This window comes from Ferdinandcohnia sp. SAFN-114, from assembly GCF_059415045.1.
Map to the genome: position 1 here is coordinate 1,374 of NZ_JBPFDQ010000046.1, position 17,840 is coordinate 19,213.

15 protein-coding genes and 1 tRNA gene are annotated in these 17,840 nt (G+C 37.5%); 5 read left to right on the forward strand and 11 right to left on the reverse strand.

Features of this window, described 5'->3' with window-relative positions:
* Nucleotides 1-164: 164 nt before the first annotated feature.
* The 4 genes from ACR65M_RS15345 to queG all read right to left on the reverse strand — a co-directional run bounded on the left by ACR65M_RS15345 (nucleotide 165) and on the right by queG (nucleotide 5,585).
* Nucleotides 165-2,060 (reverse strand): PrkA family serine protein kinase, encoded by a 1,896-nt coding sequence (locus ACR65M_RS15345; RefSeq protein ID WP_121449546.1) that lies wholly within the window; start codon nucleotides 2,058-2,060, stop codon nucleotides 165-167.
* Between the two features lie 492 nt (nucleotides 2,061-2,552).
* Nucleotides 2,553-3,026: a tRNA (uridine(34)/cytosine(34)/5-carboxymethylaminomethyluridine(34)-2'-O)-methyltransferase TrmL gene (trmL, locus tag ACR65M_RS15350; protein WP_341332611.1), complete on the reverse strand. Its 474-nt coding sequence runs from the start codon at nucleotides 3,024-3,026 to the stop codon at nucleotides 2,553-2,555.
* A 40-nt stretch (nucleotides 3,027-3,066) separates the two neighbouring features.
* Nucleotides 3,067-3,951 carry an amidase domain-containing protein gene (locus ACR65M_RS15355; protein ID WP_341332612.1) on the reverse strand — a complete coding sequence of 295 codons (885 nt, stop codon included), beginning with the start codon at nucleotides 3,949-3,951 and terminating at the stop codon, nucleotides 3,067-3,069.
* Between the two features lie 500 nt (nucleotides 3,952-4,451).
* Entirely contained in the window at nucleotides 4,452-5,585 is a 1,134-nt protein-coding gene (gene queG, locus ACR65M_RS15360; RefSeq protein WP_341332613.1) for a tRNA epoxyqueuosine(34) reductase QueG, read from the reverse strand.
* 100 nt (nucleotides 5,586-5,685) lie between these two features.
* Here queG and ACR65M_RS15365 point away from each other — a divergent pair, with 100 nt between their 5' ends.
* Nucleotides 5,686-6,351 carry a B3/B4 domain-containing protein gene (locus tag ACR65M_RS15365; protein ID WP_341332614.1) on the forward strand — a complete coding sequence of 222 codons (666 nt, stop codon included), beginning with the start codon at nucleotides 5,686-5,688 and terminating at the stop codon, nucleotides 6,349-6,351.
* Nucleotides 6,352-6,421: 70 nt separating this feature from the next.
* Here ACR65M_RS15365 and ACR65M_RS15370 read toward each other — a convergent pair.
* Nucleotides 6,422-6,495 (reverse strand) — tRNA-Gly (locus ACR65M_RS15370).
* 373 nt (nucleotides 6,496-6,868) lie between these two features.
* Here ACR65M_RS15370 and ACR65M_RS15375 point away from each other — a divergent pair.
* Nucleotides 6,869-8,626, forward strand: a complete 1,758-nt coding sequence (locus ACR65M_RS15375; protein WP_341332615.1) for a SulP family inorganic anion transporter — start codon at nucleotides 6,869-6,871, stop codon at nucleotides 8,624-8,626.
* A 21-nt stretch (nucleotides 8,627-8,647) separates the two neighbouring features.
* A complete protein-coding gene (locus ACR65M_RS15380) occupies nucleotides 8,648-8,980 on the forward strand; it encodes a metalloregulator ArsR/SmtB family transcription factor (protein ID WP_121448829.1) in 333 nt (110 codons plus the stop codon).
* Nucleotides 8,981-9,157: 177 nt separating this feature from the next.
* Here ACR65M_RS15380 and ACR65M_RS15385 read toward each other — a convergent pair whose 3' ends face one another.
* Nucleotides 9,158-9,688 carry a DUF6241 domain-containing protein gene (locus tag ACR65M_RS15385; RefSeq protein ID WP_341332616.1) on the reverse strand — a complete coding sequence of 177 codons (531 nt, stop codon included), beginning with the start codon at nucleotides 9,686-9,688 and terminating at the stop codon, nucleotides 9,158-9,160.
* Between the two features lie 165 nt (nucleotides 9,689-9,853).
* Between ACR65M_RS15385 and ACR65M_RS15390 the strand changes: the two genes are divergently transcribed.
* Nucleotides 9,854-10,684 (forward strand): hypothetical protein, encoded by an 831-nt coding sequence (locus ACR65M_RS15390; RefSeq protein ID WP_341332617.1) that lies wholly within the window; start codon nucleotides 9,854-9,856, stop codon nucleotides 10,682-10,684.
* 45 nt (nucleotides 10,685-10,729) lie between these two features.
* A complete protein-coding gene (locus ACR65M_RS15395) occupies nucleotides 10,730-11,179 on the forward strand; it encodes a nucleoside deaminase (protein ID WP_341332618.1) in 450 nt (149 codons plus the stop codon).
* 54 nt (nucleotides 11,180-11,233) lie between these two features.
* On the opposite strand, the gene aac(6') is transcribed toward ACR65M_RS15395, so the two are convergent.
* The 5 genes from aac(6') to ACR65M_RS15420 form a co-directional block, all read right to left on the reverse strand.
* Nucleotides 11,234-11,671 (reverse strand): aminoglycoside 6'-N-acetyltransferase, encoded by a 438-nt coding sequence (gene aac(6'), locus ACR65M_RS15400; protein ID WP_341332619.1) that lies wholly within the window; start codon nucleotides 11,669-11,671, stop codon nucleotides 11,234-11,236.
* 24 nt (nucleotides 11,672-11,695) lie between these two features.
* A complete protein-coding gene (locus tag ACR65M_RS15405) occupies nucleotides 11,696-12,334 on the reverse strand; it encodes a vWA domain-containing protein (protein ID WP_341332620.1) in 639 nt (212 codons plus the stop codon).
* Nucleotides 12,335-12,417: 83 nt separating this feature from the next.
* Entirely contained in the window at nucleotides 12,418-13,431 is a 1,014-nt protein-coding gene (locus ACR65M_RS15410; protein ID WP_341332621.1) for a macro domain-containing protein, read from the reverse strand.
* Nucleotides 13,432-13,552: 121 nt separating this feature from the next.
* A complete protein-coding gene (locus tag ACR65M_RS15415; RefSeq protein ID WP_440273737.1) occupies nucleotides 13,553-16,795 on the reverse strand; it encodes a chondroitinase family polysaccharide lyase in 3,243 nt (1,080 codons plus the stop codon).
* Between the two features lie 182 nt (nucleotides 16,796-16,977).
* Nucleotides 16,978-17,811, reverse strand: coding sequence for a hypothetical protein (locus ACR65M_RS15420; protein WP_341332623.1), 834 nt, complete (start codon nucleotides 17,809-17,811; stop codon nucleotides 16,978-16,980).
* Nucleotides 17,812-17,840 lie beyond the last annotated feature (29 nt).

Below are 17,840 nucleotides of genomic sequence, written 5' to 3' on the forward strand. Positions count from 1 at the left end.
TTGGCGGTCGATTTCTCGCTCGAATTTCTCTTCATAAGTGCAATGAAAGGGGTTATAAGTGGATTCCTTATTCAGACTCCTCTTCATAAGCCAATAGATAGATCCGACTGATTTGAAAAACAAGGGATTAGACCATCATGCTGGCCTAACCCCAATTTTCTAGATTATCGGTTCAATAAGCTTCCTACATAACGTAGCAGTTCATTCGCAGATGTTGAATTATAACCGTGCTCGTCAATTAATCTTGCCACAACCTCATTAACCTTCTTCAGCTGTTGCTCATCAGGTGTTTTTGTAGAAGTAGTGATTTTTACGACGTCTTTTAGGTCCGCAAATAATTTCTTTTGAATTGCCTCTCGAAGACGTTCATGTGAATTATAATCAAATCTTCTTCCTTTACGGGCATATGCAGAGATACGAATAAGGATTTCCTCTCTAAATGCCTTCTTTGCATTTTCAGAGATTCCAATCTGCTCCTCAATTGAACGCATTAGCTTTTCATCTGGATTCATTTCTTCTCCGGTTAACGGGTCGCGAAGTTTGTTTTTATTACAGTATGCTTCAACATTATCTAGATAGTTATCCATTAATGTCTTCGCAGACTCTTCATACGAATAAACAAACGCCTTTTGGACCTCTTTCTTCGCAATTTCGTCATACTCACGTCTCGCAATTGAGATGAAGTTCAAATAGCGTTCACGATCTTCGTTCGAAATGGATGGATGATGTTCAAGGCCATCCTTTAAGGAACGCAATACATCCAATGCATTAATTGATGGGTTTTCTTTTCGGATAATCGTGGATGATATCCGGTTAATTACATAACGCGGGTCAATACCACTCATACCCTCATCTTGATATTCTTTACGAAGCTCCTCCACATCAATTGCATTGAAACCTTCTACACTTTCACCATCATACAATCTCATCTTTTTAATAATATCAATATCGCCTTTTTTAGGGGCTTTTAATCTAGTTAATATCGTAAACATGGCTGCCACTCTAAAGGTATGTGGTGCAATATGAACATCGCGCACATCACTTTCCTTTATCATCTTTGCATAGATACGCTCTTCCTCAGAAACACGTAAATTATAAGGAACTGGCATAACAATGATACGTGAATGTAACGCTTCATTTTTCTTATTCGAAATAAAGGAACGATACTCTGTTTCGTTCGTATGTGCGACGATCAGCTCATCTGCTGAAATTAACGCAAATCTTCCCGCTTTAAAATTTCCCTCTTGTGTTAAAGATAGTAAGTGCCAGAGGAACTTTTCATCACATTTTAGCATCTCTTGGAATTCCATCATTCCACGGTTCGCTTTGTTTAATTCACCATCGAATCGATAGGCACGTGGATCTGATTCTGAACCAAACTCAGCAATTGTTGAAAAATCAATACTTCCAGTTAAATCAGCAATATCCTGAGATTTAGGATCTGAAGGACTGAAGGTTCCAATCCCTACACGCTTATCCTCGGACAAGAATATTCGTTCAACTCTAACATCCTCAATTCTGCCTCCATACTCTTCCTGCAATCTCATCATGTTTAGTGGAGATAAATTACCTTCAATTCGAACCCCGTACTCATCGAAGAAATCCTCTCTTAAATGATGAGGAATAAGGTGCAGTGGGTCTTCATGCATTGGGCAGCCTTTGATTGCATAAACCGCGCCTCTTTCAGTATGTGAATATGTCTCTAAACCTCTTTTTAACATTGAAACTAATGTGGATTTACCACCACTAACAGGTCCCATCAATAACAAAATTCGCTTACGAACATCAAGTCGTTTTGCTGCTGGATGAAAATATTCTTCGACTAATCGCTCTAGTGCTTCTTCTAAACCAAATAGTTGGTGGTCGAAGAACTTATATTTGCGCTTTCCATTTTCTTCTTCAATCCCTGCATCTTTAATCATATTATATACTCTGGAATGAGCAGACTGAGCAACCCATGGCTTTTCCTTTAAAATTTCCAAATAATCAGCGAAGGTTCCTTCCCACTTCAAACGTTGTTCCTCTTCACGAAATTGTTCTATCTTTTTTAAGATATCCATTAATTAGGGGCCTCCTCCATCTTTGTTGTCTCTTGCACGGTTTAATAAAATGTATGCGAGGATGTCCTTTAACATGCTTTAATCTTACAAAATTCAACATGTCCTATTCTGAATTATAAGAAAAATCCCCTTGATATTCTTGATTGGACAAAATGAAAATAATTTAGAAAAAATATGGGGATACAATGTAAAAGGAGTTTATACAGTATATGTGCCTATTTTTATAAGGTTCGAAAATGTTTACAATTTGTCCATAGATAACATTCACACAAAATTGAAATTAGGTTATAATACACCTAGGTATCTTTTTTGAAGTTTATTTTTTGAGCTTCATACATAAAGGAGGAAAAACACATGAAATTATTGTTAATTTTAGGTGTTATTGTTACATTTTTAGCAGCTATTTTTACAGGTGGCTATGAAGATAAGCCAAGCATAAACAAAAAATAATAAAAAAATGACCTCTGCCAATGGGTAGAGGTCGTTTTTGTGTTAAGTTAGTCCAGGATAATTTTGTTGTCTTAAAGCTTCGTATACTAGAACTGCTGCGGTATTAGATAAATTTAAAGAGCGGACATTTTCTGTCATTGGCAGTCGTATATCCCGTTCCATATTTTTTTCGATGAGCTCCTTTGGTAGCCCAGTTGTTTCTTTACCAAATACCAAGAAATGGTCCTTTTGTATGTCACTATAATCAAAGGATGAATATTCTTTCTGTCCGAACTTTGTAATAAAATAAAATTCTCCATCCTGGTATTTATCAAAAAGCTCCTCTAAAGAATCATAATAATGAATCTTTACAAACTCCCAATAATCTAAACCAGCACGCTTAAGCATTTTGTCCTCAGTTGAAAATCCCATGGGGCGAATTAAATGTAAAGTCGTCCCTGTTGCTGCACATGTACGCGCGATGTTCCCTGTATTTGCAGGAATCTCTGGTTGGTATAATACGACGTGTAGTCCCACTTTCTTTCACCTCAATCGTTATTATACCAAAAAGAGAAAATTAGTTATTTATGATATGAAAAAACTTATATTTAATATTCGGTGTATAGGCAGTTGAATCGTAATAGGACCAATACCTCATCCTACTGTTTTGTGATTGTGCATTAACAAGTGGATTACCTGTAATATCCTTCGCCACAACGATTGTATTGTGATTAAAACGCCCATCTCCTTCAAAGTCATAGCAAATGATATCACCCAATAAAAGCTCTCTAGGCGAGGAAACTTCTTTTGCTTGAAGACCTTTTTGTGATCCACTTAAATACAATCTCAAGGCATTGGCAACAGTCCAGCTATAACTCCAATTATTATTTTGCATCCACCAACCTTTATTACGATTCGGATATCCATACATCGGTGCGCCCCCAGCACGGAGACATTGCGAAATAAAATTTGTACAATTATCTTCGAACTTTTTGTATTTGGGGTTGTAGTCATTCCACCACCGCTCCGCGTATTGAACCGCAGCAAGTCGGTTATATTTAAAATCCAGATTGCGTTCTTCTTGGGTTTCACGATCCATTACTTCATGATGGGTGTCTATTTCTTTTGGAACCTCTTCATCACTAATTAATTTATTTAATGTAAATACAGCCTTTCTTTCTTCACAGTGCTCTTCAATGTAGAGATTTTTATTCTGACGAATTAAATATTGGGAATGAACAATATAATTGAGATGGACCTTTCCATCCACTTCATTTTTACTGATGATTTGGCCGTTTGTATTGCATTTAACGATTTCTGCAGAACGTTTATCTAAAAGCTCTTTTTTCCTCTGAATAAACTCAAGATCCTTTACTGGTAAACTAACAGAAGGAACACTTCTTCGATTCCCAACTAGTAATTGTGCCTTAGCCTCAATTACTTTTGCTAAAGTCGACTTCAACTTCCGACACCACCTTCAGGTTGTGATATTACACCATATGTAGTAATTCGGGAAAATATTTTATTGTTTGTGAACTAGACTTGAGTTTAGGATTTGTATTTTTAATATTAGCGTTTTTAAAGGTAGGGAGTGTTTAAGTATTTCATCATCAATCTTTTTTGGTAGACCTTATACTTTTTTCCATATTCATAGGAACTCTGACTAGGGCTGCACCCGCTTCTTCTTTCGGAATCAACCCTCTTTTCGGACTCAGACTTTAGGGTTACTCGCCTCTCCTGTCAGAATCAACCCTACATTCGGACTCTGACTTTGGGGTTACTCGCCTCTCCTATCAGAATCTGCTCCTCTTTCGGACACTGACTTTTTTTCTCTAACCTTCTATCAAAATTACCTCATCATTCGGACAACTATCAGTACCATAAAGGTCTTAGTGTTCAAATCATGCATAATCCAAAAAAATTGCGCCACTAATACAAAAAAGGATGCGTCATCGCATCCTTTTAGTTGATTAACATATTCAAACCCTTTTCAATTTCTTGCAGAACTTGCTCGTCCTTTTCTTTCAGACTTGCTTCTTTTAAAATTTCAATTGCACTTTCGTCGCCTATCTTGCCTAAAGCCCATGCAGCAGTACCACGCAGTACTGGTCTTGGATCATCCTTTAGGACTTTTGTTAATTCAGGAATCGCACTAGTATCCTTAAAGTGGCTAAGTGCAATTATCGCATTTCGTTGGATTGGTTTTTTCCCTCTCCAAGACCCCGACAGTGATCCGAATGTTTCCTTAAAATCACGATTACTAATTGATAAAATCGGTTTTAGTAATGGCTTAACAACCTCGGGCTCCGGTTTCATTTCCTCGTGAAAATGAAAATCAATTCCTTTATTTTTCGGGCAAGCTGTCTGACAGGAATCACAGCCATACAGTCGATTTCCAATTTTGGTACGAAACTCGTCCGGTAAAAAGTCTTTTGTTTGCGTTAAGAAGCTAACACATTTTTGTGCATTGATTTGTCCCCCCTGCACCAAAGCACCGGTTGGACAAGCATCAAGACATGCTCGACATGAACCACATTGATCCTCAATTGGCGAATCAGGTACGAAAGGGATATTCGTAACCATTTCCCCTAAATATACATACGATCCGAATTCTGGTGTAATAATGGCACAGTTTTTTCCACTCCAACCGATACCTGCTCTTTCAGCTACTGCACGATCCGATAATTCACCTGTATCAACCATTGATTGAAGTTTAGCATCAGGTAACTTTTCTATGATAAACGCCTCAAGCTTTTGTAGCCTGTCCCGTAATATATGGTGGTAATCCTCTCCCCAGGAAGCACGTGCAAACAAACCTCGACGTTCATTTCGTGTGCTCCTTGGTGCATCCTTTAGCTTTGATGGATAAGCAAGTGCTATTGCAATAATAGACTTCGCACCAGGTAAAAGGAACTCTGGATTTGTTCTTTTTTCAATATCTTTTGGTTCAAATCCCGATTGATAGCCTAATTCCTGTTGCCTTAATAATCTAGATTTTAATTCTTCAAATGGCGAAGCACTCGCAAAGCCAATTTTATCAATTCCAATCGTTTTACTATAATCAATGATTTTTTGTTGAAGTTGTATAGTGTCCAAGTCTTGGAACCTCCCTTCTTAGGACTTGTAAGCCGTTCTATTTATTTAATTACTAGGATTTATGGTACACTATTTACAATAATTTTTGGAGGGATAAATGATGGAAATTAAGATTTCGCCACATTTAAAGGAACTTGTTCCTAATTTTAAAGTAGGAATTATACAATACAATCATATCGAAGTTGGCGATTCTCCACAAATGATTCGTGGCAGACTACAGACCTTTCAAGAATCGCTCTTTTTTGATTTAGAAGACAAGCATGTTACAGATTTTCAAGGAATCGCTGAGTGGAGAGATATTTTTAAACAAGTTGGTACAGATCCCAATCGATATCGTCCGTCTGTTGAGGCAATCTATCGTCGGATACAAAAGCAAAACTATTTGAACTCAATACACTCCGCTGCAGACTTAAACAATTTCTTTTCGATGCAGTATGAAATACCAATAGGGATTTATGATACAAATAAAATTAACGGTAATATTGAAATTCGTGTGGGACAACTAGGTGATGAGTATTTAGGAATTAATGGTAGAAACATTTCGATGGAGGATAAAATTTTATCCAGTGATGAGACGGGAGCCTTTGGAAGCCCTTTTGTCGATTCCGAAAGAACCGCTGTAACTACTGAAACCAAACATGCCATTCAAATTGTGTATTTGAAGCCATCTTTACAAAATCAAAGCTGTGAAAAACTACTGACTTCTCTTGGTGCGATGTTCACACAAGTACATGGTGGCTCGGCTAAATCCTTTTTAGTTCTGTAAAATCTTTATAAAATAAAAAAACGCAACACCTCGTTTATCTAAGAAACGAAACACTGCGTTATATATGTATTGGAGCGGGTGATGAGAATCGAACTCACGACATCAGCTTGGAAGGCTGAGGTTTTACCATTAAACTACACCCGCATATAAAATCTGTATGAAGTTCATTAATTAATTATGTGATTATTATAACAAGTTTGTAAATGAAGTGCAATAGGTTTTGTAACTTTTTGTCGAAGTTTTTTTATCGGCTGACTACTTGATTTATTATACATACCTCATCATTATTTTGAAATAGTAATATTAAAAATATATTCACGTTACTTACATCATTAATACAAAACATCATAAAATTAACCTTTATCAATATAATAATCATTCTAAGGGACTGCCTGATTTCTTCATGGCAGCCCTTTCTCTTTTCATAAATTTGTTTTGACTTTATAGATTATTAGGAGTAGATTCATATATATATTCAAATAATCAGATATTCTATTATTCAGAAGGAAGGATAAAAATGCTACATAGGTGGGCTTTTTCAGGGAGATTTAAAGGGTATTCGGTTCATTCTTTTCAAAAGGATCTTATTTCTGGCGTCGTTGTTGGGATTATAGCAATTCCTCTTGGAATGGCATTCGCGATTGCTTCAGGCGTCAAACCAGAATATGGGATTTACACGACCATCATCGCGGGTATTCTTATTTCACTCTTTGGAGGCTCCAAATACCAAATCGGTGGACCGACTGGTGCTTTTATTCCGATTCTATTTGGGATTGTTGCAACTTATGGATTTGAAAATTTATTAATTGCTGGTTTTATGGCGGGTGTTCTTCTATTCTTAATGGGTCTTTTTAAACTTGGGTCTTTAATCAAATTTATTCCACGACCTGTTACCATTGGATTTACATCAGGAATTGCAATTATTATTTTTGTTGGGCAGGTACCAAATTTTCTTGGTCTTGATAAGATTGAGAAACATGAACTATTTATAGATAATATGAGAGAGATTATATTTCATATTCGAGAGATTAATATTTATAGCATTCTAACGGCTACGATTTGTTTAGTTGTACTGCTGTTAACTCCAAAGTTCTTTCCGAAAGTACCCGGTTCATTAATCGCTTTGCTTATTTCTACTGGTATCGCGACTATTTTTTACCCAACTCAAGTTGCTACGATTGGGTCAACATTTGGGGATATTCCTAGCAAACTACCAAGCTTTCAATTTCCTGAGATCACATTTGAACGAATTAAACAGTTGATTCAACCGGCATTTGTGATTGCAATGTTAGGAGCAATTGAATCTCTTCTTTCTGCTGTTGTTGCAGACGGTATGACAAATAGTAAACATAATAGTAACCGTGAATTAGTTGGACAGGGAATTGCTAATATGGTTACCCCTTTATTTGGTGGGATTCCAGCAACTGGTGCCATTGCAAGAACGGCAACCAACATTAAAACAGGCGCTGTTTCACCTTTTTCTGGTGTTATACATGGTGTCGTTGTTTTGCTTGTCTTACTTTTATTTGCACCGTATGCTTCAAAAATTCCTTTAGCAAGTATGGCCCCAATTATTATGCTAGTTGCTTGGAACATGAGTGAGCGCCGTGTTTTTTATCATGTGTTACAAACAAAAACGGAAGATTCTCTTGTACTTGTTGTCACCTTTCTACTCACCGTCTTTATGAATCTAACTGTTGCGGTGGAGGTAGGACTCATTTTAGCAGTTGTACTTTTTACTAAGCGAATGAGTGATATAATAGTAACGGAAAAAGCTTTACCAAACCCAGAATCTAAACATGAAAAAGTAGATAGTCGTGTTGTGACTGATTCTCATGATTGTCCGCAAATAAGTATTTATAATGTGGAAGGTCCTCTGTTTTTCGGGGCTGCTCAGGCTTTTGAACAACAGATTATGAATTCAATCAATTACAAACCAAAGGTTCTTCTCCTACGTTTAAGTAGGGTACCTTTCATGGATACAACAGGAGAAGGGCGATTAGCTAGTATTGTTCAGGACTTTTCAAAGCAAGGTATTGTTTTAATCTCAGGGATCAAACCACAACCAAAAAGCGTTCTTCATAAAACCGGGTTATATGAGGTAATCGGTGAGGAAAACTTTTTTGAACATACAGGTGATGCCATTGATTATGCCCTTACCCAGATTAACAACAATAAATGTTTGGGTTGCAGACACTTTGCTTTTAAAGAATGTCAGGCTCTCTCCGGAGTCCATGAGAAAGTAGTGAAAAACAGAGGTATTTCTATGAGTTAATGTAGAAAGTGAGGTAAGGTAGTGAATTTAGAAATGCAACAATTCAAGGCTGACTTTTTTAAAGCACTCGCACATCCATTAAGGATTCGTATCCTAGAACTTCTTGCTGAGGGGGATAAAAACGTGAATGAAATTCAAACCCTTATTGGAAGTGAAGGGTCAGCCGTGTCCCAGCAATTAACTGTACTCCGTGCTAAAAATATTGTCTATGGAACGAAAGACGGTAATCGTGTTATATACTCACTAAGAGACCCAATGATTGTCGAACTTCTCTCGGTGGCAAAACAAATTTTTAATAATCATCTTGTAAATACCATTTCCCTACTTGATAAAATCGGGGAAAATGAAAACTAATAGAAAACGGCTAAAATGATTGAAACCATTTTAGCCGTTTTATTCGTTTACTTTACTAGTGGGAAGCCGAATCCTGAAGCAATGTCATCACCATTTCCGGCAGTGATATCGTTACTTTTTGGACGTTTTTGCATCTTTTGTTCTTCATTGCAGGTTGGTCATACTTTGAACTAACCATTAATCTGGTAAAAACTCCTCACCAAAATTATTGATGATAAATCTTCTTTCTTCAGCTTCATTCATTAACCCATACGCCTTTCCTATCGTTCCGTTTTGGTAGTTCCAAAAATAATTGTGGTCATCATCAGCTCTGCTGAAATCACCACTTTTCCAGCGTTTAGCAATTTCTAAGAGATCTTCTTTTCTAGAAAAATCGCTTTTGGAAATGATATCATAAATCTCATGGATGGTATCGGGAATCATCGGTGTTGCACCCCATTTATCTTCGGCTTTCACCTTTTGATGGGTCATATGATGCATCACTTTGATAACTTCATGTTCATCTGGTGTTTGGCTTAACTTTAAATCATATGTAATGCCACCAATTTTCTTAGTCTGCTCTTTAAAATCATTCGCATTACTGGATTCCTGCTTCGATGAAGAGACTACTTTTTGATTATCAGCACTGTCGAACACATTAAAAACACTGAACATCAAACCTACTGAAACCGCTATTAAAAGCACAAAACCTATTATCCAATATTTCATCATTTCCCCCTCTAAAAAGCACCATATTCTTACTTTTAAGTATTATGTATCCATTTCTCATATTAGCATAAAATAAATGGTTAAATAGCGTTATTTGCTTAAGTGACGAATCTTAAGGATAAAGTTAGGTAAAAATACCTACAAACAAGTCGGAGGTTTATTTTATTGAGTTTGGGATTATGGGCCTATCTAGTATTATTTCTTTTAGGATTAGCGATTTTAACAATTGTATATTGGAAAGTTAGGTCGGGTCGTCTTTTTATTCTTTATTTTACCGTCACTGGTACCACTCTTTTATTTGATTACTTCGTCTATCTTTGGGGAAAAGCTTATGTTTATAAATTAGGTGTGTTAGACAATGAATTAGATTCACATTTAGGTGCAATGGTTAATGGCCTTGTGCTCCCTGCGTTTGCAGCTTTATTTGTCGTTTTGAGGTGTAGGTGGTATTGGAGCATTCCGTTAGCTTTATTTTTCACCTTAATTGAACTCATTTTTACTAGATGGGGAATTTTTGAAACTAATTGGTGGAGCCCCTGGTATACTGTTGTTGGTTTAGTTATTTATTTTCCTATTGCAAGACTGTGGTGGGTACATTTAAAAAAGAAATGGATTCACTTTGGATCGTTACTTTTATCATTTTATGGTATATTTATACCCCTACATTATCTGCTCCATGCAGTTATTGGCATAAGAACCTACCATATTGAATGGCTGGAGCAAATACATCGAGGTAGTTCTGCCATAACAACGGTAACGGGTCTTATTTTTGCTTTTTTACTTGCTTATTTAAGTGTAGTTAATGCAAGGAATGGCTGGTATCTTATTATGATTGTTTCATATATTGCTTACGATATAGTGTTGAAAACGACCGGTGTTTTCAAGGCTAAACATACGATTCTAGATTATCCATTAAGCTTTCTCTCCTTCTTCCTCGGATATCTTTTTGTTAGGTATGCAGATCGAAAAATAAAAAACCTTAAAAAGGATACCTAGTCTGGGATTTGATACAATAGATAAAAAGGCTTGGAGGAGAAAAAGTTGGATCAATTCATGAAAAGGGCAGTTAATCTAGCCTTACAAAATGTAAATGAAGGTGGACAGCCTTTTGGTGCAGTTCTTGTAAAGGATAATGAGATAGTATCTGAAGGTGTAAATGAATTGCATAAAGTACATGATGTCAGCGGACATGCCGAATTGCTTGCCATTCGTCGTGCACAAGAAAAATTACAAACGAATGACCTTTCTGGCTTTACCATGTATGCTAGTGGTGAGCCCTGTCCGATGTGTTTGACGGCAATATACTTTGCAGGTATTGAAAATATTTATTTTTGTCAATCAGCTGCTGAAGCTGTAGAGGTAGGATTAGGGAAGTCCACGTTTATTTATAATGAATTAAAGAAAAAGAGAGAAGAACGCACTCTCCAAATGACACAGATGAAATTATTGGAGGGGCAAGAAAACCCCATGTTACATTGGAAGCAAAAATGATAAATTAAGATTATGCCTGTCCCCGAATTATAGTGGCAAACAGGCATACTATTTTTAAAGTTTTTTAGTTAAACATATAATCCGATTCGCTTCTTGAAACCCATTACTTAAATGAAAATTCAAGCTTATATTATTCTCAAGTTCCACATCGCTTGCAAATTCTTTACACCCTTTACTCTTCGCCCATTTCTCACAAGCAGATAATAGCTGTTTCGCAACTCCTATCCTCCTGTATTCTTCTTTTACAAAAATACCTTCAAGATATCCTACCGGGCTGCTTTCAGTTCCCTCAACATAGTCCATTCGTAATTGGCATTGAGCAAAACCTATTGTATCATTCTCTGATTTAGCTAAATAAATGATCGCCTTTTGGTCCAGAATCAGCTCAGAAAACTCACTAGTAAGTTCACTTTCTACATTATCTGGCCATAACCGTAATGCAAGTTTCGTAATTGCTTTTACATCATTATTAATAGCCTTTACTATTTCCATAAATTCCTCCTAAAATAGTTTCTACTATCTTGAACGTCGGCTATAATCGCGTTCGATTTCTTCCTTCCAGCTTCGGTCTATTTTCTTCCCGCTGCGCAGATTTGTGACAGCCTCACTTACCATTTGATAATTCAATTGTGTCCCTTGTTCATCAGCATGGTAGTCAACGGCAAAATCCTCATCAATTCCAAATTGCGCAGCTGTTGATACGGCATCAATATTCGCACCTAAGAACATGAATTCCCATCCATATTTCTCTTTTTGGTTTTGAACCATTTTTATAATTTTTTCTGCTGTAAATTCACGGCTTGCATTTTCCATTCCATCTGTTGTAATTACGAATAGTACTTTTTCAGCTCGTTCATTATGACTCGTGTGTTTTTGTACATTGTTTATTTTTTGGATCGTAAAACCGATTGCATCTAATAATGCAGTGGTACCACTAACCGCGTAATCTTTTTCGGTGATTGGTGAAATTCCTTTCACATTAATTCGGTCATGCAATATATCATAATGGTGATTAAATAGAACGGTTGTGACAATTGCTTCCCCTTCCGCTTTCTTTTGCTTCTTTAGCATTGAGTTGTAACCACCAATTGTATCGGCTTCAAGTCCTGCCATGGATCCACTCTTATCTAAAATAAACACTAATTCTGTTTTCATCTGTTATCCTCCGTTCAAATTTGATTACATTGTAAGGATAACAAGATTAAAAACAGTGCAGGTCGCTTCAAAAGCGACATTTTTTATGCACCTAATAACGGTTGGTCGAACATAAATAAAGCTTCATTGATTTCATGAATATTATATTTTGCTTGTTTAATAAAAAATTCAATAATAATGTCAAATTTGCTGCTATGGGTCAATGTGTAACCAGCAGCGGACAATAAATGAATGGTTTCTTCAACATCCAATTGTAATGCAATCGCAAAGGCAATCGCTGTTTTCTTTTTAGGGGTGTAACCAGCATCTTTACGAATTTTGGAGAACAATCGACGATCAATATTTGCACGCTTATACGTTTGGGCATCAGTCAATCCTCTTTCATCGATTAAACGAAGAAGTCTTTCAGAAAATGATTCATCTAATTGCTTGACGATATCAGCTAAACTGCTATCGACCTGAAGGCTTTCCTCGATTTCGTAGAGTTCGAGTTCGTCCGTTTCCTCCATTGGTTCAGCATGATAGTGTTCAATATTTCTAGCACGGCTAAATGTCGTTTCTATTTCATCTACATAATATTCGTCTATATACTGATTTATGGAAGCAAACAACTTTTTACTAACACCAAATGATGCTTTATCAAAAACGACGAGATAGACAACCATCTCGTGGTCCATCAAAAATGAGCTAATCGTCGATACCGCGATTTGCAGAGCCTCTTCCTTTGGGTAACCATAGATGCCTGTTGATATCAGTGGAAATGCGACGGATTTGCATTTATGCTGATAAGCAAGTTCCAATGATTGTATATAAGAGGACTGTAAGAGCTTTGCCTCGTTCTTAGAACCCCCCTGCCAAATCGGACCAGGAGTATGGATGATATATTTTGCAGGCAGCATAAAAGCATCAGTGATAACTGCATTTCCTACCGGGCAGTTACCAATTTCATCACAAGCAGTTTGGAGTTCTTCAGCACCAGCAGCACGAAATATCGCACCACACACACCCCCACCCATCTTCAGCTCTGTGTTCGCAGCATTCACTATCGCATCAACTTTCATCCTCGTAATATCATTCCGAACAATCTCCAAAGGCATGAGTATCTGCTCCTTTCTCTTGGAAACCGGTTTGTGGGTCACGGGGACAGGTCCATTGTCCCAATAAATAAAAAATGGGACGAGGTACCTGTCCCTCTGTCCCATTATTTTACTATAAATGTTATTCCTTAGGCAGTAGTTGTATTTCCCTTGGCTCTGCGTCTTTGCTATCAAATTCTATGACGGTTTTTCCATTGGTAGCGGATATGATACGAATTCGGGCATCGGTTGTTCCTAACTGCCATTCACCTTCAATCGTTATCCTCATTTGCTTCATCTTACTTTCGGAATGGCGCCAAGTCCGTGAATAAATACTTACTTCTTTTTGAACGCCATTTTCATCATATTGATCCTCTTCAATCCCTTCATAGAGACGTAGGTCGGGATCAACGGCACTTAAGATAAGCTTATCGCCTTCCATTTTTGTCATTACCATGGATGGAGTATCAACAGCTTTCACCATTCCATGCTCAACAGCATGATTAACCTCAAATAACGCATATCCAGTGATTCCAGTTGCTTGATCATGTACAATATGTGCATTCCGGTCTTGTTGTAGAACATGATAAGGAGCTAGATCAGCGTTTTCCATGGCCTCAGCAAATGCCTTTATTTCCTCAGCTTTCGTTTTAACCAGGACAGCATATTGATATTTTCCATCTTTAGGAGCATGACCATGGTCAATCCATGCTGTTGAAAATGTACCTGATGTATCCGAACCATCTTTTTGATCCTTAGACTGCTGTTCTGAACGACTAACTGCAAGTGTTTGTCCTGCAGGAATATAGAATCCATTCTCTTTATTATCAATCATCCATGCTGCATCTGAGAGAGTAAGTTTTTCCTGGTAAGGAAATTCAGTAATCTCCCCTGTCGATGACATCCAAACTGGTTCAGTGTTTGCTTGCATATGATTTTGGAAAAGCGTCGTTTCTGTCGGATACTCACTATTCTCATTCTCAATGTCAGATCCAAGTGCAACAATCCGATTGTCAAAGAAGAAATAAGATTTTCGTGCACGATGAGTCCCATCATATTTTGGATGCTCATGGAGCTTCATCGCAAACATACCGTTTTGCCCTTGTAAACTGAGGCTCCCCGAATACGTTTCGTCAGATAACAACATTTCCTCAAACCCACTAAATTTATCAACGTTTCGTACATCTGAACGTAATTTATCAAGTGGCAAATGAATCGTTGTTGTTCCAGGCCAACGATTCCAATCCCAACCTTCTTGGACATAACCGCTATCCTTATGATTATATGAACCCATTATTTGCATATGCCCATAAGACATATAACGGCCATATAGATTGGCGTTTTGATAGGTTTCATTCCCCCATAAATAACGACTATAGCCTTTAACCCCTACAAGCCAATCATCTCGTCTGTGGATACCAAGATTCGCATAGTTCATCGACCAATATCCATTTGGATCTGCCTCTGCTGAAACTCCTACCTTCTTGAACTCACGTACCGTAGCATCCTCCTTATCAGAAAGTCTCAAATATGCAGCAGCAACCTCTCGATCAATTTCCTCTTTTCCATCAGGTGTTCCTGCTAATGCCATATATCTATAAGGCGGCAAGACCAAGCCTTGGGTACCAGTTGGGTGACGTCCCGCAACGCTAATTAGCCATTGTGTTTTATTCGAATATAAGCGCATCGACAGCAAGGCCTTTTTCAGTGTCTCATGAGCATCTTCTGCAACTCTAAAAGGAGAATTTGAAAGAACATACATGATTGGAGTAACACCTTTGAAAGCATCATTCGCATATGCAGGATAATGATTCGCATGATGAAAAGCAGAGCCATCCTTCTTAAATGCAGCATCTAACCCTTTCGCAGGTCGAAGTCCTTGAGATAGCCAAGCTGAAAAACTCTCCATATCTCGTATCTTCTCCACAGTATCCTCTTGAACTAGAATACTAGCAAGCATACCATTCAGGGTTGTGTTTAAGATATCAATATTCCCTACTACTTCTTCCTCGGGAGTATATATTTTTCCTGCACCACTTAACCAAAATAATGCTTTTTGGGTTCGGTCTAATCGCTCAGCTTCACGTAACACGTCACGCATGAGAAAAGCGGAAGTATAGAATCCACGAATATTATAACCAAGGTGATGCATAGTTCCCTGTGAACTGCCATCGTTCCAGCCTTGATCTGCTAAATGATCTACTAAATCGATATACATTGTCTTTAGTTCACTTTTTTGATTATCGTCCTCTGTAGAGAGGTACGCATTCGCTACTACTTGCATAAAATCAGTGTATTTTCTAAGGTCAATTGTATTGTTTAAGTTTTTGAAGTCCTCTTTTAATGGTGCAGGAATTTGGTCAAAATGCGGCATAAACAAGGAGCCCCCACTGATACCTCCTTCATCGCTTCGTTTGATGCCGAATGTGGCAAATTCACCACGAATATCATTTACTAGTGACTCTGTTACTTTTTGCTTTTTAAAAACTAGTTCTGTAAACTTCTCATCAATTGCTCGAATACCTGCTATTGCAGAATCAGAAACTTCCGATTGAGGTTCTGGTGGTGTTAATCTCGAATAGTGCAGCAAGCCGAGCCAGTGACTATTTGCGGCTTCCATAACAGTTGGATTCACAAACGGTACTTGCCGGTCTGGTGTGTGATGACGTGGGTCAAGAGGTGTGGAAAGCATCATGGAGTCAAAATATAATGTGCCTGATGTAGATTCTGGTGCAACAATCGTCATCCGATTCATTTGAGGATGTGGCGTCCCTTCCATATCACGTTCAAAGGAAACCCAAGCAGTACGCCAGCCTGTAAAATTTAGATCCATTTCAAACCAGCTATCCACTTTATTTCCTCTGCCAAATTGGAAGGTGGCTACATCATTAACGGGTTTTTCATTATAGACCCAGACTACAAAGGTATCGATCGATTGGTCCTGATTATTTTCAACATACGGTTTAAAGTTAATTTTTTCTTTTACTGTGAGTCTTGAACCATTCTGAAATTTCCATTTCAATGCCTGACGTCCATCCTTCGAATGCTCATCTGTGGTTTCAAGTGTTCCCTCTTTGGAAGTAAAGGTCTTAGGGACACCATCTTCGAACAAAAATAATGGAATCCCGTGTGCTTTAGCATCCTGTTCCATCTGGTAAGCCCTTTTTACTATATCCTCTTGTTTTGATTCCTCCTGAATCACTTCGGCATGTGCCTTTGAAGCCTGTGGTTGTGTCCCAATGACGACAAGTGGCATCGCCAAAGTAGCTGTTAACGATAACGCGATGATTTTTTTCCCATACCCTCCCTTTGTTAAGGTAGGTCCCGTCAGCTTGTCTATTTCTCGCTGAAACTGTCCCTGGTGGTCATTCTTTGATTTCTTCACCCATACTCTCCCCTTTCAACGCTAACGTGTAAAACGCTTACATTTATTAATGTTAATTAAAAAAGAAAATAAAAAAAGGTGAAAAGATTATACCCCCGCCAAAAAGAATAGGTATATATTCCTGAAATGATAAAAAAACAAGGACAAGGAATCCCAACCTATGGAATGGGCTCCCTGTCCTATTAATAGATTTCTTTTTCAAAGCTATCTCCGTTACTATATTCGACTTTCATCACTAGTCTGATATTTTCATATTGTTCAACTTGATGGATGTTGAAAAAATGTTCACTATAATCTGGTGAGTCTTCTTTGACCATTTGCAATTCTTCTTCTCCAATTAAGGTATCTCCCTTATATTTTAGAAGGGTTGCTTTTTCTACATATACAGATTTTTCATCAATCTGATAATTAATTAACGTAATATCTAATTTTGATTTAAAAATATGAACATCTGTCTGGATAATTCCGTAATAACTCGTTCTCAAATCCCCTAAAAATTCATTCTGAATCACGCTACTTTTTACTAAATCATCATCATAAGAAACCGTTACATAAAAATGAATCATATCATTCCCATCAATAGCTTCTTTTTCTGATGCCTCTTCACTGTGATAGGAATCTGAAGTAATCAGTCCAACATGCCATTGCGGCTCTTTATCAAATCTAAAAGGTACTTTTACCTGAAAAAGACCATTTTGCATTTCATTTGCAGGGAGAGCTTTATATTCCTCACTCTCACTAAAGGTGTAATGAAACACAACGTCTGAATTTTTTTGTAACTCCTTGACCTGCCAATTAAAAATTGCATTCGCTTGGCCATTTGTTACTGCGTTGTTATCAATCTCCATCGTAACCGTACTAATCCAGCTCTGTTCATTCTTAAATTCTTCTAAAGCACTGTACACCTGACTTGCCTGCCCATCAATACTAGAGATAATATCATGTTGAAAGTTCGAAAAATTGCTTACCTGCCCCTCAAGCTGATTCACTTTCGATACTAATGTAAAATTTAACACCAAACTCCCCACCAAAGCCAGCACCACAA